Below are 15,046 nucleotides of genomic sequence, written 5' to 3' on the forward strand. Positions count from 1 at the left end.
GCGTGTCTGTGTGCGCTGTCCGGCCGATGCCGGAAACCCTCAGCTACAGCACCTGGGACGCAATCCAGCCGAAGATCACCAGCGGAATGTTGTAGTGGATAAAGGTGGGGATCACCGAGTCGCGGATATGATCGTGCTGGCCGTCGGCATTCAGCCCGGCGGTGGGCCCCAGGGTGGAGTCGGAGGCCGGCGAGCCGGCATCGCCGAGGGCGCCTGCCGTACCCACCAGCGCCAGGGTGGCCAGGGGCGAGAAGCCGAAGCTCAGCGCCAGCGGCACATAGATGGCGGCGATAATGGGAACGGTGGAAAACGACGAGCCGATGCCCATGGTAATGAACAACCCCACCAGCAGCATCACCAGTGCCGCCAGCGCCGGGCTGTTGCCGATCAGCGCCCCCGATCCCGCCACCAGTTCGGGAATGGCGCCCGAGGCCTTCATCACCCCGGCAAAGCCGGAGGCGGCAATCATGATAAAACCGATCAGCGCCATCAACCGCATGCCCTGGGTGAAGACGTCGTCCTGCTCCTTCCATTTGAACAGGCCGTTCATCGACAACAGGGCAAAGCCCAGCAGGCCGCCCAGCACCATGGAGCCGGTAGCAAGCTGCACCGCCAGGGCCCCCACCACCGCCACCAGTATCATCGCCAACTGTCGTTTGGAGAGCCGGAGCTCGGTCTTTTCCCGGGCTGCGGCCGCCACCGGCTGATGCCGATATGCCCGCGGCCGGCGGTAGCTGAACAGCACCGCCACCAGCAGCCCCAACACCATGCCCAGGGCCGGGATCAGCATGGCCCTGGGCGCCATCTCAGGAGTCACCTGCAAACCCAGTTCACTGCCGGCCTGGTTGACGCTGCCGGTGAGAATGTCGTTGAGGAAGATGGTCCCAAACCCGACAGGAGTGGTCATGTACATGATGGTGATGCTGAAGGTGATCACACAGGCCACGGCGCGTCGGTCCAGTTGCAGCATGCTCATCAGCCCCAGCAGCGGCGGCACCAGTATGGGAATAAAGGCGATATGCACCGGCACCACGGTGCCGGAAGCGGCGCCCACGATAACCAGGGCGCCGAACAGCAACCACTTGATGCCCCCCAGTTGGCCCGGCTCACGGCGGGCCCCGACCCAGGCCAGGGTTTTATCGGCCACCAGGCCGGTAATGCCGGTACGCGACAGCGCCACCGCAAAGGCGCCGAGGGTGGCGTAGGCCAGCGCCACGGTGGCGCCTCCGCCCAGCCCCTCGTTGAAGGCGCCAATCACCTGCTCCACCGACATCCCCGCCCAAAGCCCGCCCACCAGGGCGGCGACCACCAGTGAAAACACCACCGATACCCGGGCCAGACACAGCCCCACCATCACCAAAATAGCCAAAACAATGGCATTCATAGGTTCCTCTCCCCTGTGTTGTTACGTCCTTTTAATGCGGCGCACCGGCTCTGAACCCGCTACCCACAGGGGAAAATTAACACTCCGTAAACATTTAAAATGAATATAGTTTGTATATGAACCTCATAACTTTTTGGCTATGTAGTAGCAATATGATGTACCGCCTGTACCAAGAACATATCTCCAACTTCGGCTACATGTTGGGATAATTGGGCCCGCCGCCCCCTTCCGGTACTGCCCAGCGGATATTCTGGGACGGATCCTTGATATCGCAGGTTTTGCAGTGCAGGCAATTCTGGGCGTTGATCTGCAGCCCGGCTCCCGCTGCTTGCTCTACCACCTCATACACCCCCGCCGGGCAGTAACGCTGGGCCGGCTCCGCCCAGCGCGGCAGGTTCTGCGCCAACGGGATGGCCGCATCCTGCAGTTGCAGGTGGCAGGGCTGATCTTCTTCGTGGTTGGTGTTGGACAAAAACACCGAAGACGGCTTGTCGAAGCTGAGCTTGCCATCCGGCCTGGGATAGGTGATGGGCGGGCAGCCCGCCGCCGCCTTCAGTCCCTCATGGTCCGGCCGGCGATCGTGCAGGGTCAGGGGCAGGCGGCCGCCGAACAGCTTCTGCTCCAGGAAGTTGAAGGCGCCCCCCAGCCAGGGGCCGAACCGGTGCAGCGCCGGGCCGAAGTTGCGGCCGCGATACAGCTCATCGTACAGCCAGGACGCGCGGAAACGGGCGTCGAAGGAGGTCGGCGCCCGCCCGTCCTCGCCGCCGGCCAGCGCCTCGAACACCGCCTCCGCCGCCAGCAGGCCGGACTTCATGGCGGTGTGGGTGCCCTTGATGCGGGCCGGATCCAGGGTGCCGGCGTCGCAGCCGAGCAGCAGGGCGCCGGGCATCGTCATCCTGGGCAGGGAATTGAAACCGCCCTTGGCGATGGCCCGGGCACCGTAGGCCACCCGCTTGCCTCCTTCCAGGTACCGGCGGAACAGCGGATGCTGTTTCATGCGCTGAAACTCGTCGAAGGGACTCAGCCAGGGGTTGGTATAGTTGAGGTCGACCACCAGCCCCACCACCACCTGGTTGTGCTCGCCGTGGTAGAGAAAGCTGCCGCCGCCGGTGTCGCCCGCCAGCGGCCAGCCGGTGCCGTGCATCACCAGTCCCGGCCGGTGCCGGGCCGGATCGATGTCCCACAACTCCTTGATGCCGATGCCGTAATGCTGGGGATCCGCCTTGTCATCCAGCCGGAAGCGGGCGATCAGCTCCTTGCCCAGGTGGCCGCGGCAGCCTTCGGCAAAGAGGGTGTAGCGCGCATGCAACTCCATGCCCGGCACATGGCCGGGCCCGGGCTCGCCATCCCGGCCGACGCCCATGTCGCCGGTGACGATGCCCCTGACCGCGCCGTCGTCGTGGTAGAGCACGTCGCTCGCGGCAAAACCCGGGTAAATCTCCGCCCCCAGGGCTTCGGCCTGCTCGGCCAGCCAGCGGCACAGCTTGCCCAGGCTGGCCACGTAACAGCCCTCGTTGTGCAGGCTGGGGGGCGCCAGCCAGCCAGGGATACGGCGGGCCGCGCCCTCATGCGCCAGCCAGTAAAGCTCGTCGGCCGCCACCGGGGTCGTCAGCGGGGCACCGCGCTCGGCCCAGTCCGGGAAGAGCTCGGCCAGGGCCCGGGGATCGATCACGGCGCCGGAGAGGATATGGGCCCCCACTTCCGAGCCCTTTTCCACCACGCAGAGGCTCAGCTCCCGGCCGGCCTCCCGCGCCTGCTGCATCAGCCGGCAGGCCGCCGCCAGCCCGGCGGGGCCGGCACCGACGATGACCACGTCGAACTCCATGATTTCTCTGTTCATTGTTATTTCCCGTCAAAACGGCAGGGGCGGCGGCCCGTCCCTGCTCCAGGTTCAGAAGATCAGGTGTGCCGCCAGCGCCACCAGGGGGATGGCCAGCAGGGTCCGGATGAGAAAGATCAGCACCAGATCCGTCACCGACAGCGGGATGTCCGATTCCAGCATGGCGTTGGCGCTCTCGGTGAAGAAGATGATCTGGATGGTGGACAGGGTGCAGACGAAGAACACGCTCATCGGCGCCACCTCGCCCCCGGCGATGATGATGGCGGGCAGGGCGATTTCGGCGATGGACAGCAACACGGTGGGCGCTATCTTGTCCGCGTCGGGCAGTTGCAGCAGCCTGAGCAAGGGCTCGAACACCAGCCCCAGGTACTCGAACAGCGGCGTGTAGGTGCCTATCACCAGGGCGATGGTGGCGATCGACAGGATATAGGCCACTATCTTCTGGGCGAAGGTCGCCGCCTCCCACAGGTAACGGCCGAACACCTCGGGGCCGGTGGTGGCCGCCCGCTCGGCGGCGGCCTGGCAGGCGCGCAACAGGATGGGCCCCTGCGGTTTGCCGCCGTCCCTGCCCTGCCGGGCCGTGCGGCCGTCGAAGTAGCGGTCCGGCTTGCGGCTCAGCGGCGGCAGCCGGGTGACCACGGCGGCCAGCAGGAAGTTGATGACGAAGGACGAGACAATCATGTGCGGCAGGTATTCCATGATGCCGCCGATGGACGCCAGCAGGGCGAAGAAGCCCAGGCTGCAGATACTGAAGTTGGTGGCGATGCTGGCCGCTTCCCGCTGGGTATAGTGGCCGCTGCGGTACAGCTTGTTGGTAATGAAAATCCCCACCGCCGGGGCGGCAACAAAGGAGGCCACCGCATCCACCGCCGAGCGGCCGGGCAGGCGGTAGAGCGGGCGCATCAGCGGCTCCATCAGGGTGCCCACGAATTCGAGAAAACCGAACTCGGTGAGGAACAGCACCAGGAAGCCGGCCACCACCACCGTCAGAAAGACGCTGCCCCCGAGATAGAGCGCCAGCCCGCCCACGTCCTTGTGCAGGAACCAGTCGGGCCCAATCCGGAACACCAGCAAGGCCGCAAATACCGCGCCCAGCAGGAACAGCAGGCCGACCAGGGCATTGTCCTTGCGATGGTAGCGTGCCAGGGCGGCATTGCCGGTCAGCCGGGCAGCCCCCCAGGTCAGGCAGAGCAACAGGGTCAGCGCCAGGGTCAGGTACTGGAGGCTGTCGCCCAGCGCCCCCTTGATGGCCCCGATCAGGCTCACCAGGGGAATAGTGGCCTGGTCGCCCCCGAGCGACAAGGGAATAAAGAAAATCAACAATCCGATCAAACTGCCCAGCAGCGCCTTGACAGCGCCCCCGCGTCTTCCTTGCATTACCTCGACGTTATTCATCCTTCTTCTCCATTGACAGGCTAGTGCTGGACCCGCCCAGGCGGGTCATTCCCTCGACAGGGCGCCACCGGTAGCGGCGCCCCTTCATTCCTTCGTTGCTGCCGTTCCCGTCCCCGCGCTCAGGGCAGTTGCGCCGTGAGCCGGGGCAACGCCTCGAACAGATCCGCCACCAGGCCGTAGTCGGCGATGCGGAAGATGGGCGCGTCTTCGTCCTTGTTGATGGCCACGATGACCCGGGACTCCTTCATGCCGGCCAGGTGCTGGATGGCGCCGGAAATGCCCACGGCGATATAGAGTTCCGGCGCCACTATCTTGCCGGTCTGGCCCACCTGGCGATCGTTGGCGACAAAGCCGGCATCCACGGCGGCGCGGGAAGCGCCTATCGCCGCGCCCAGCTTGTCGGCCAGGGCCTCGATCAGGGCGAAGTGTTCGGCCTTGCCCAGGCCGCGCCCGCCGGACACCACCACCCGGGCGTCGCCCAGCTCGGGACGTTCCGACACCGACAACTGCTCGGCGACAAAACGGGACAACCCCGTGTCATGTACCGAATTCACCTCTTCTATCGATGCGCTGCCGCCCGCGCCGGCCACCGCCGCAAAGGCGCTGGTGCGCACGGTGAGCACCTTGATCGGATCGAGGGAGCGGACGGTGGCGATGGCATTGCCGGCATAGATGGGCCGGCGAAAGGTATCGGCGCCTTCCACCGAGATGATGTCGGAGAGCTGGCCCACGCCGAGCAGGGCGGCCACCCGCGGCAGCAGGTTCTTGCCGCCGGTGCTGGCCGGCGCCAGCAGATGGCTGCAGTCCCGGCCCAGCTCCGCCACCAGCGGCGCCAGGTTTTCGGCCAGCTGATGGGCGTAGGCGGCATGGTCGGCCAGCCACACTCTGGCCACCCCCTCCACCCGGGCGGCGGCCTCGGCCACGGCCCGGCAGCCCTGGCCCGCCACCAGCACCATGAGTTCCCCGCCCAGCTGGCGGGCGGCGGCCACCGTGTTCAGGGTGGCGGCCTTGAGGATACGGTTGTCGTGTTCCGCGACGATCAGGATAGCCATCAGATCACCTTCGCTTCGTGTTTCAGTTTGTCGACCAGCTCTTCCACCGAGCCCACCATGACCCCGCCCTGGCGCTCCACCGGCGGCGTCACCCCAAGCAGCTCGCTGTGGGCCCGCAGGCTCACCCCCAGCACCTCCGGGGTGCATTGCTCCAGCGGCTTCTTCTTCGCCTTCATGATGCTGGGCAGGGCGGCATAACGCGGCTCGTTCAGCCGCAGGTCCGTGGTCACCACCGCCGGCAGCCGCAACGCCAGGGTCTGCAGGCCGCCATCCACTTCGCGGGTAACCAGTGCCTCCTGCCCGGCTATCTTCACCGCCGAGGCGAAGGTGCCCTGGCCCATGCCGGTAAGCGCGGCCAGCATCTGCCCGGTCTGGTTGTGATCGGCGTCGATGCCCTGCTTGCCGAGGATCACCAGCCCCGGCTGCTCCCGCTCCACCAGCCGCGCCAGCAAGCGCGCCACCGACAGCGGCTCGGGCAGTTGTTCGGTGTGCACATGGATGCCGCGATCGGCGCCCAGGGCCAGGGCGGCGCGGATCTGCTCCTGCACCTCCTGGGGCCCGACCGACACCACCACCACCTCGGAGGCGACGCCCGCTTCCTTCAGCCGCACCGCCTCTTCCACCGCAATTTCACAGAAGGGGTTGAGCGCCATCTTGACGTTGGCCAGATCCACGTCTTTCTGATCCGCCCTCACCCTGACCCTGACGTTGTAATCGATGACCCTTTTTACCGTGACCAGTATCTTCATCGCCGTTGCTCCTCAGTGGTTCAGCAGGGTGCGCGCTATGATGTTGCGCTGCACTTCGGACGAGCCTTCGTAGATGCGCATGATGCGCAGGTCCCGCACATAGCGCTCGAGCGGCATTTCCCGGGTGTAGCCATAGCCGCCGTGGATCTGCAGCGCCCTGTCGGCAATGCGGCCGGCCGCTTCCGAGGCGTAGAGCTTGGCCATCGCCGACTCCTGGGAAAAGCGTTCCCCCTGTTCGCGCCTGGTGGCCGCCCGCAGGCCGAACATCCGCGCCGCCTCCAGCTCGGTGGCCATGTCGGCCAGCATCCACTGCAGCCCCTGGAACTCGGCGATGGGGTGATCGTTGACCTCGCGGGTCCTGGCCCAGTGCAGGGCCGCCTCGAGGGCGGCGCCGGCAATGCCGGTGCAACTGGCGGCAATTTCCACCCGGCCGTTGTCCAGCACCTGCATGGCGGTGCGAAAACCCCGGCCCTCTTCGCCGCCCAGCAGGCGGTCGGCCGGCACCTCGCAGTCCAGCGCCACCTCGAACACATGCCCGCCCCTGAGGCCCATGGTGCGCTCGGGCGCGCTCACCGCCACCCCGGCCGCGTGGCGATCGACGATAAAGGCACTGATGCCCCTGTGGCCGGCGCTCTTGTCGGTTTTGGCATACACCACCAGAAAGTCCGCCTCGGCGGCGTTGGAGATAAAGTGCTTCACCCCGCGCAGCCGGTAGCCCGAGCCGGTTTTTTCCGCCAGGGTGCGCATCGCCGCCGGATTGGAGCCGGCGTTGGGCTCGGTCAGGGCGAAGGCCCCCAACAGCTCGCCGCTGGCCGCCCCCGGCAGCCAGCGCCGGCGCTGCGCCTCGGTGCCACCGTGCAGGATGGAGTCGGTCGCCAGGAAATGGGCGGTCACCATGGAGGCGGTGGAGCCGCAGGCCGCCGCCAGTTGCTCCACCGCCAGGTAGAGCGCCACCGCCGACACCCCGGTGCCGCCGCAGTGTTCCGGCAGGTTCATGCCCATGATGCCGATGTCGGACAGCGCCGCCCGGTGGCGGACCGCCGAATGGCTGCCTTCGTCTATGTCCGCCGCCGCCGGCGCTATCACCTCCCGGCAAAAGCGCTGCATGGCGTCGGCCAGCATCCGATCGTCTTCGGTAATGGTGATGTTCATGGTGATCCTCTCCTTGGGTTGTCGGTATGCCGTCGCCCCCTGACGCCAGGGCGCAACGGGGCCCACCGGCCGCGCCGGTGTGGCGTAATGAAAGTGGGAATGGGCCGGCTTAGGGTCGGAACAACTCGGCGTCGTGTTCCCCCAGGGCGGGGGCCGTTGCCGGCGCCGGGCTGGCCCAGGCGCTGGCCCGTACCGGCTGCGTCATCATGGGGATCTCGCCCAGGCGCGCGTGCCGCTGGGTGCGCAGCAGCCGGCGTTCGCCCTGCCGGGCCCGCGCCAGCACCTCGCCCATGTCCAGCACCGGCGAGGCGGGAATGCCCGCCGCCGCCAGGCTGGCGATGGCCGACGCCACGCTGTGGCCGGACAGCCAGCTTTCAATCAGGTCGCGCAGCGCCGGCTCGTGGCGGGTGCGGGCCTCGTCGGACCCGAAGCGGGCGTCCTGCGCCAGCCCGGGCCGGCCCATGACGGCGCACAGCGCGGCAAACTGGCGGTTGTTGAGCACCGCGATAATGACCCGGCCATCGGCGGCGTTGAAGGAGCCGAAGGGCGTGGACAAGGGATGACGGTTGCCGACCCGCCCCGGTGCCTCGCCCCCGAACATCCATTGGGCCACCGGGGTCGGCATCAGCGAGAACAGGCAGTCGAGCATGGCGATATCCAGGTGGACCCCCTCGCCGCTGCGCTGCCGGTCGAACAGGGCGGCCAGTATGGCCCAGGAGGCATAGAGCCCGGCGGCCAGATCGGCGATGGACTCGCCCACCTTGGTCGGCTCGCCGTCGGGCTCGCCGGTGATGGCCATGATGCCGGACATGGCCTGCACCACCAGATCGTAGGCCGGCAGGCCGCTCGACTCGCCCTGCTGGCCGAAGCCGGAAATGCTGGCGTAGATGATGTCGGGGTTGATGGCCTTGATGGCCGCAAAGCCCACCCCCAGCCGTTCGGCCACCCCCGGCTTGAAGTTTTCCACCAGAACGTCGGCCTCGCGCACCAGCTCCAGCAAGCGGGCCAGGTGCCCGGGGTTTTTCAGATCCGCCACCACCCCTTTCTTGTTGCGGTTCATCAGGGTGAACAGGGCGCTTTCTCCCTGCTCAAAGGGACCCACATGGCGATATTCATCACCGCCCGGCGGTTCTACCTTGATGACCTCGGCACCCAGATCCGACAACAGGGCGGTGCAGAAGGGGCCGGACAGGACCCGGGTGAGATCGACGATTTTAATCCCGGCCAGGGGCTGACGCTGGTGCTGCTGTTCCATGGTATGGGCCTCAGAGTGGTGGTGAAGTCTTGGCTCTGAGTTTGTCAGCGGGTGAATATTGTGTAAAATATTAGTTACATATATTCAATATAGATTTTTCTAGTAGTGATAACCCTGCATCAACTCAAGGTGTTCGTGGCGGTGGCCGAAAACGGCGGTACCGCCGCCGCCGCCCGCCAGCTGCACCTGTCCCAGCCGTCGGTATCGCTGATCGTGCGCAACCTGGAAGCCGAGCTGGGGGCCGAGCTGTTTATCCGCAACCCGCCACGGGGGCTGGCCATCACCCCCTTCGGCCGCGGCAAGCTGGAAGAAGCCCGGGCCCTGCTGTCCCGCGCCGAGATGTTCGCCGAGCCGCAGGATGCCGGCCCCCAGCTGCGCGGCCAGATCACCATCGGCTATTTCAGCTCCCTGGGGCCGCCCTATGTGCCCGGCCTGTTGCGCCGCCTGCGGGAAACGCTGCCCGGGGTGGAGGTACAACTGCGCGAGGGGGATCTCGGCTCCATCAGCCGCATGCTGGACACCGGCCAGGTCGAGCTGGCGCTGACCTACGATCTGGGCATGACCGAACGCCCCCGGGTGCAGCTGCTCAAGGAGTGCCGGTTCTACGCCGCCCTGCCCCCGACGCATCCGCTGGCCCGGCAGCAGGCCGTGTCACTGGAGGATCTGGCCGGGGAGGCGCTGATCCAGATCGACTTGCCGCACAGCCGGGAGTTTCTGATGTCGCCCTTCTGGCAATACCAGCTGGAGCCCCGTATCGCCTACCGCACCACCTCGCTGGAAATGGTGCGCGGCATGGTGGCCCAGGGGCTGGGGGTCGCCCTGCTGATCACCCGTCCGCTGTCGGAGCAGACCCAGGACGGCGCCCGCCTGGTGTGCCGCCCCATCGCCAACCCGCTGCCGTCGCAGCGGCTGGTGCTGGCCCACTCCCATCATTTTTCCCCCACCCCGGTAGCCGAGGCGGTGATGGCGGAGGTAAAACGGATGTTTACGGAGGAGCCGGCAACACCCTAGGCGGAGCGCTTCGGAAGACCGGCGCCTCAGCCAAAGACGCCGATGGCATTGAGGAACATCAGCACGATAAACACCGGGCTCAGGTAGCGGATGGTGAAGCGCCACAGCCGGTAGCCCGGGCCCCGGCCCAGTTCCTGCTCGGTGGCGGTGCGGCTCATCACCCAGCCGGCGAACAGGGCGATAAAGAGCCCGGACAACGGCATGATCCAGCTGGAGGTGAGGTAGTCCAGGCCGCCGAAGAAGGTCTTGCCGAACAGGGTGTGTTGCTCCCACAGGTTGAAGGAGAACACGGTGCCCAGGCTCAGCAGCCACATCAGTACCCCCGAGCCCAGGCAGGCTCGCGCCCGGCTGATGCTGTAGCGCCGGTAGTTGAACTGGTAGTACGAAAGCGCGTGTTGCTTACAGAAAGCTCGCCAGACAGCCCAGGGCGAGAGAATACTTTGTTAATGAAATTTGAACGTGTGGATCGTCTGTGATCTAATCAGCGCCTCTTGCCGAAGGAGCCTGACCATGACCCTGCTCGAACACCTTACCCTTGTTGAAGAAACCCGTTCAGATATCAACCACCGCACCATCCCTGGCACAAATTAGCAGTACCCACTCTCTGCCGATAATGACCCGTTATTATGAACAGCTATTCAGATTAATTATCCTTCTCAATCTCTGAAAGGTAAACCTGCATGAACTCATCAACAACTTCAGGATGCTTTCCGCTGATGAGGTGACCGTCCACAAAGGTATCGACGGCCTGATTGTCTACGATCTGTATAATACCGCCAGCATTTCGAACATCAGCTAGAATATTGTGTGCAGCAGTTACTTTTTTTCCTGACAAAAGGTCTGGAGCCGCAGTTAAGAGCCAAAGTGAGTGGCAGATCGTGCCAACTTTTATCCGATCAGTCTCGATAACCTTGCGAATAAAATCCACCGCGGGTGCACTGGAGGTACCATCCGGATTAACCTTCGTCTCGTACCTAAGACGATCCATGGCATAACCTCCAATCAAGATAATGCCGTCAAACTCAGATAAATCAACTTTTGTGATATCGGTATTAACGACTACTTGATGCGTAAAATCATTGCCAGTGAACGTCAGTTCAGGTTGATCCCATAGGTACGACATGAATACAACTTCATAACCATTAGCAGGAAAAAACTCTTGGAACTTGACCAATTCGAGCTCGTCGAAGTGAGATTCTACGACGACACCAATCCTACCCTTCAAGGGGCCGGAAACGTCAGGAGCCTCTCTGGTTACGCTCATTTCTTGAGCAGCCGTTCCGATCGACGGAAAAGAAAAAACGAGAAAGGTAAGCAGTCCGAAAACAGTGAACCATTTCATAACAAGTGTTCCTTTTATAAGATAATTGAAATTAGTATACAGACGATAAGAAATCCATTTTCTAGATTGCACTCAGCCTGACCTTAACTTGGATATTGCCACGCTCCGGTGGAAGTGAGATAGTAAGCTTGTCAGCATCAAAATTTTGATAAGACTCTCCATCAACCCAGACTTCGGAAATTTTTACTTTCCCCTTAGGGAGGATATCAGGTTGTACGCGTAGAATGTTATCGGGGAAGCCCCCTTCGACAGGTCTAAAGTAAAGATCAAGAGGCTCCCTTTGAATCAGTAGCTTACTATAAACCTCTGATAAGTATGCCAGCTCAAACGCATGGTAGCCGGACATTGAGTGGCTGCCCTTCTGACGCTCTACACCATTGAGATAAGGCAAACCGTTTGCCAGAACATTGAAATATACGCCACCATCTTCGTGGTCGAGAAACCATGCATTGTAGAAAGAAAGTGCTTCCCTAGCATGTTTCATATAAGTCTCGTTACCCGTTACACCCGCCATAATCAGATAAGCAAGAATTGCCTGCTCCTGCTGCCACCATGCTTTTCTATCGTGAAAGGCCAAGTGATGTGCATTCGTATTATCATGCACACTACGTTCGATAACATCATACCAACCGCCACGTTGTAGATCGGACCCTACAAGGGGCATAGCATCGGCAAGTTCCCCAGCCAAGGTAGAATATTGCGGCTTCGGCGTTAGGCTGTTCATGCGGGTCAGGTTCCAGGCAATCTTCAAGTCATGTCCAACAACTGCCTGGTCTTGCTGCCACTTGTAAGAACGGTCCACCTGCCAGTCAGAGAAGAAACGTTCGTTGACAAACGGACTGTCATCGTCGGCAGGAAAACGGCTGGCTATTGTGTCAAAGGTATCCTCAAGTAACTCGGCGTAGTGTTCGTTCTCGGTCGCAAGCCAAAGGTTAATAAGGTATGCCGGAGCGTGATCGCCAATCGAATTCCAGTTTTTCCTGCTTTTGTTATCTACAAGTGATTCCGCATGCGCCGAAAACGTGCTTGGGTCGATATGCGAGAAGTAGCCTCCGGCTTTAGACTTATCACGAAACTTGCTATCGAAGAATGCAAGCGAACGATTAATATCATCAAGAATAGCCGGATCACCGATAATTCGATACGCTTGAGTTAGCCCTGCAAGATCATAGATTTGCTCGTAAAGGGGAATAGCCTCGTAGTCATCAGAAAACTGAGAGCCAGTTATTTTATCAACTGTACCATCCTGTAGAAGGTTGAGCGCATGAAGCCAATATATTTCCCCATCATGCTCTACTCTGAAATTATCACGTAAATATTGTGTACCTTTTTGAGCAGCCTCCCAATATTTATCATTCCCGGTCAACAGGTAGGCTGTTGCGAAACCATAAACGAGTCGCGAGAGAGTTGCTGCCTCTTGAAGGCCATCACCTAATTTTTGGCCCTCCAGAGAGAGGTTGGTTCGATATTTACGAAAATCTATCTCACCTTCACCAAACTGAGATTTAATGTAGAAGTCAGCCAGTTGGCTGATCTGTGTTTTCCACCAGTTAATATTTTCAAAGACATACTGGCCATCGTTGGTAGAGGGAAAGACGATACGTTTCGCTTCGATATAATTCCCTGCTGATCCTCCCACTGGATACTTGATTCCATAGACATAGATGTATCGGCCTGGTACAAGGCTTTCGCTCCAGTTGCTGCCCGCACTCTTGTAATCCTCACCAAGATTTCTGATCATCTCAGCGTAAATATTACTTCCAAGTCGGATGGATATCTCATCGCCATTACTGGAACGAATGCGTAGATTACGTGTACCTTCGTCAAATGCGACAATGTAGCCAGCAAATAGGTCACTCATTGTAGTTCCAATAGTAAACGAGTTGTTTACATTGTTGGAAACATTATTGTTGGAGAGTTCGGTATTACCTGCATAAGCCGACGTAGCAATAGCGCTTGCCAACATTGATGCCGTCAGCAACATGTTCAATCTGATTCTAGACATAGTTCCTCCTAGCTTGGAGATTTATCCAGATACTGCCACTCTACCGGGATCCCCCCTAAAAATGGCAGTTTCATTAAATTTCAAGGGTGCAGCACGCTTCCCGTGCACATCCCCTGTATTAGCTGCATAGGTATGCAAAAACCGGGACCATTAGCGTTTATGCGTAGGCCCCAGCCGAGTAGGTTAGTTCGTAACTGTGGCTGTAGATCTCAAGAATATTTCCGAACGGATCTTCCATATAGACCATACGGTACGGCTTCTCACCGGGGAAGTACTCGCGCACCGGCATCCGCTGCTTACCGCCGGCAGCGACGATGCGTTCGGCCAGCCCCTCCACATCCGGATCCTGGACACAAAAATGAAAGACGCCACTTTTCCAGTATTCGAAGTTGTTCTCCGGTCGTTCGGCATTAGCGAACTCGAAGATCTCTACACCTATACGATCGCCGGTTGACAGGTGGGCAATGCGGAAGGATCCCCAGCCAGCCTTGAAGACGTCGGTACACATGACCCCGATAGCCGAGTCATCCTCATGGATGGTGGTCGGTGGCATGATCAGGTACCAACCCAGTACCTCGGTATAGAAGGAAACGGCTGCATCAAGGTCGGTCACCGACAGACCTATGTGGGAAAAGTTACGCGGATAGGTTCCAGTCATACTGTCTGCTCCATACAATGGTTGAGCGAGCAGTCTAGGCCGCCCATAGTATAATGAAAACCATCGCCTGCTTATATAAATGATAAGAGTTTGTTATGCTTAATCCGCAGTGGCTACGTACTTTCACGACGCTTGCCGAACAGGGTAACTTTACCCGTACGGCCAACCATCTTGGCTTGACCCAGGCAGCGGTGAGCCAGCACATGCGTCATCTGGAGTCACAACTGGGCCCCTTGATGATTCGCCGTCCACGTCAGCTTGAGCTGACACCGGCAGGACATGCCTTCTTGGCCTACTGCCGGGAGGTTGAACAGGCCGACAAGCGCCTGCAGTTGCGGCTGTCGGAAGCAGATGCTGAGCATGGCGAGATCAGCCTGATCAGCCCCGGCAGTATCGGTCTGTCCCTTTACACCAAATTGCTTGACCTGCAACAGGTCCAGCCTGGGCTTGTGATCCGCCATCGCTTTGCCCCGGATGATGAGGTACTCGATGCCGTCTTGAGCAACCGCTACGAGTTGGGCTTGGTCAGTCTGAAGCCTGATGACCCACGACTCATCGCAACGCTGTTCGATGAGGAACCGCTGGAACTGGTCGCACCAGCTCAGAAGAAGGTACACGAATGGACGGATTTACAGCGCTTGGGCTTCATCGATCATCCCGATGGGCAGGCAATGGCAACCCGCCTGTTGAGCCGACATTTCCCCGGTCATCCCGGCATTCGAACTCTGCCATTGCGCGGTTTCAGCAATCAGATTGGCCTAATCCTAGAGCCGGTTGCTCGTGGCTTCGGCTTCACTGTGCTGCCGCGCCATGCGCGCCAGGCTTTTGCTCGCCAAGAGGAGATCCTAGTGGTCAAGGGCGGTGCGCCTGTGGTCGACAAACTGTGGCTCATCTATCGCGCCGAATGGCCACTTTCGAGCCGTGCCCAGCTTGCGCTGAAGCACCTACGACATATGGGAATGTTTCAGAATGCCTAAGGCACCATATGGTTTAAAAGTCAAGCGGTCAGGCGTATACCAATTCCGCCACTCTTACCGGCAGGAAAACACCGCCGTCTGCAGATGTGCGCCTTGCTGGTGGAGTGCAGGCGGCCCGCCTGCCTTCGCGCCAGGCCCCCCGGACTGGCCTGCCACACCGCAGGGTTAAAAAGGCGCGAGACAGAACAGGCATCGCGGATTAGGCTCTGCCTTCGTCCACCTCGTT

13 protein-coding genes are annotated in these 15,046 nt (G+C 61.1%); 2 read left to right on the forward strand and 11 right to left on the reverse strand.

The annotated features are described in order from the left end of the window. Positions 1-43 precede the first annotated feature (43 nt). The 7 genes from C7H85_RS07020 to C7H85_RS07050 form a co-directional block, all read right to left on the reverse strand. Positions 44-1,384: a Na+/H+ antiporter family protein gene (locus C7H85_RS07020; RefSeq protein ID WP_106729000.1), complete on the reverse strand. Its 1,341-nt coding sequence runs from the start codon at positions 1,382-1,384 to the stop codon at positions 44-46. A 193-nt stretch (positions 1,385-1,577) separates the two neighbouring features. After that, on the reverse strand, positions 1,578-3,224 hold the full coding sequence (locus tag C7H85_RS07025) for an electron transfer flavoprotein-ubiquinone oxidoreductase (RefSeq protein ID WP_106729001.1): 1,647 nt from the start codon (positions 3,222-3,224) through the stop codon (positions 1,578-1,580). A gap of 51 nt (positions 3,225-3,275) precedes the next feature. Continuing rightward, entirely contained in the window at positions 3,276-4,619 is a 1,344-nt protein-coding gene (locus tag C7H85_RS07030; protein ID WP_106729002.1) for a YjiH family protein, read from the reverse strand. Positions 4,620-4,738: 119 nt separating this feature from the next. Next, on the reverse strand, positions 4,739-5,671 hold the full coding sequence (locus C7H85_RS07035) for an electron transfer flavoprotein subunit alpha/FixB family protein (RefSeq protein WP_106729003.1): 933 nt from the start codon (positions 5,669-5,671) through the stop codon (positions 4,739-4,741). Further along, positions 5,671-6,420 (reverse strand): electron transfer flavoprotein subunit beta/FixA family protein, encoded by a 750-nt coding sequence (locus C7H85_RS07040; RefSeq protein ID WP_106729004.1) that lies wholly within the window; start codon positions 6,418-6,420, stop codon positions 5,671-5,673. The genes C7H85_RS07035 and C7H85_RS07040 overlap by 1 nt, the downstream gene beginning before the upstream one ends. Positions 6,421-6,432: 12 nt before the next feature. Further along, positions 6,433-7,572, reverse strand: a complete 1,140-nt coding sequence (locus tag C7H85_RS07045; RefSeq protein ID WP_094041441.1) for an acyl-CoA dehydrogenase family protein — start codon at positions 7,570-7,572, stop codon at positions 6,433-6,435. 109 nt (positions 7,573-7,681) lie between these two features. Next, a complete protein-coding gene (locus C7H85_RS07050; protein WP_106729005.1) occupies positions 7,682-8,827 on the reverse strand; it encodes a CaiB/BaiF CoA transferase family protein in 1,146 nt (381 codons plus the stop codon). Positions 8,828-8,932: 105 nt separating this feature from the next. On the opposite strand from C7H85_RS07050, the gene C7H85_RS07055 reads away from it, so the two are divergent. Further along, positions 8,933-9,838 (forward strand): LysR family transcriptional regulator, encoded by a 906-nt coding sequence (locus tag C7H85_RS07055; protein WP_106729006.1) that lies wholly within the window; start codon positions 8,933-8,935, stop codon positions 9,836-9,838. A gap of 26 nt (positions 9,839-9,864) precedes the next feature. Here C7H85_RS07055 and C7H85_RS07060 read toward each other — a convergent pair whose 3' ends face one another. The 4 genes from C7H85_RS07060 to C7H85_RS07075 form a co-directional block, all read right to left on the reverse strand. Then, positions 9,865-10,152: an SLC5/6 family protein gene (locus tag C7H85_RS07060; protein ID WP_106729007.1), complete on the reverse strand. Its 288-nt coding sequence runs from the start codon at positions 10,150-10,152 to the stop codon at positions 9,865-9,867. A 329-nt stretch (positions 10,153-10,481) separates the two neighbouring features. After that, on the reverse strand, positions 10,482-11,180 hold the full coding sequence (locus tag C7H85_RS07065) for a DJ-1/PfpI family protein (protein WP_210433587.1): 699 nt from the start codon (positions 11,178-11,180) through the stop codon (positions 10,482-10,484). Between the two features lie 61 nt (positions 11,181-11,241). Next, positions 11,242-12,318, reverse strand: coding sequence for an AGE family epimerase/isomerase (locus tag C7H85_RS20315; RefSeq protein WP_425445063.1), 1,077 nt, complete (start codon positions 12,316-12,318; stop codon positions 11,242-11,244). A 1,024-nt stretch (positions 12,319-13,342) separates the two neighbouring features. Next, positions 13,343-13,843, reverse strand: a complete 501-nt coding sequence (locus C7H85_RS07075; protein WP_106729009.1) for a lactoylglutathione lyase family protein — start codon at positions 13,841-13,843, stop codon at positions 13,343-13,345. A gap of 95 nt (positions 13,844-13,938) precedes the next feature. On the opposite strand from C7H85_RS07075, the gene C7H85_RS07080 reads away from it, so the two are divergent. Continuing rightward, positions 13,939-14,820: a LysR family transcriptional regulator gene (locus C7H85_RS07080; protein WP_106729010.1), complete on the forward strand. Its 882-nt coding sequence runs from the start codon at positions 13,939-13,941 to the stop codon at positions 14,818-14,820. Positions 14,821-15,046 lie beyond the last annotated feature (226 nt).

Origin of the sequence: Zobellella endophytica (genome assembly GCF_003012775.1) — a bacterium.
Taxonomy (GTDB): domain Bacteria; phylum Pseudomonadota; class Gammaproteobacteria; order Enterobacterales; family Aeromonadaceae; genus Oceanimonas; species Oceanimonas endophytica.

Bases quoted from the DNA above. Each gene is read 5' to 3' on its own strand.
- C7H85_RS07045 (WP_094041441.1), bottom strand. From the start codon at position 7,572: ATGAACATCACCATTACCGAAGACGATCGGATGCTGGCCGACGCCATG.
- C7H85_RS07025 (WP_106729001.1), bottom strand. From the start codon at position 3,224: ATGAACAGAGAAATCATGGAGTTCGACGTGGTCATCGTCGGTGCCGGC.
- C7H85_RS07080 (WP_106729010.1), top strand. From the start codon at position 13,939: ATGCTTAATCCGCAGTGGCTACGTACTTTCACGACGCTTGCCGAACAG.
- C7H85_RS07035 (WP_106729003.1), bottom strand. From the start codon at position 5,671: ATGGCTATCCTGATCGTCGCGGAACACGACAACCGTATCCTCAAGGCC.
- C7H85_RS07050 (WP_106729005.1), bottom strand. From the start codon at position 8,827: ATGGAACAGCAGCACCAGCGTCAGCCCCTGGCCGGGATTAAAATCGTC.
- C7H85_RS07065 (WP_210433587.1), bottom strand. From the start codon at position 11,180: ATGAAATGGTTCACTGTTTTCGGACTGCTTACCTTTCTCGTTTTTTCT.
- C7H85_RS07020 (WP_106729000.1), bottom strand. From the start codon at position 1,384: ATGAATGCCATTGTTTTGGCTATTTTGGTGATGGTGGGGCTGTGTCTG.
- C7H85_RS07030 (WP_106729002.1), bottom strand. From the start codon at position 4,619: ATGAATAACGTCGAGGTAATGCAAGGAAGACGCGGGGGCGCTGTCAAG.
- C7H85_RS07060 (WP_106729007.1), bottom strand. From the start codon at position 10,152: ATGTGGCTGCTGAGCCTGGGCACCGTGTTCTCCTTCAACCTGTGGGAG.
- C7H85_RS07075 (WP_106729009.1), bottom strand. From the start codon at position 13,843: ATGACTGGAACCTATCCGCGTAACTTTTCCCACATAGGTCTGTCGGTG.
- C7H85_RS07040 (WP_106729004.1), bottom strand. From the start codon at position 6,420: ATGAAGATACTGGTCACGGTAAAAAGGGTCATCGATTACAACGTCAGG.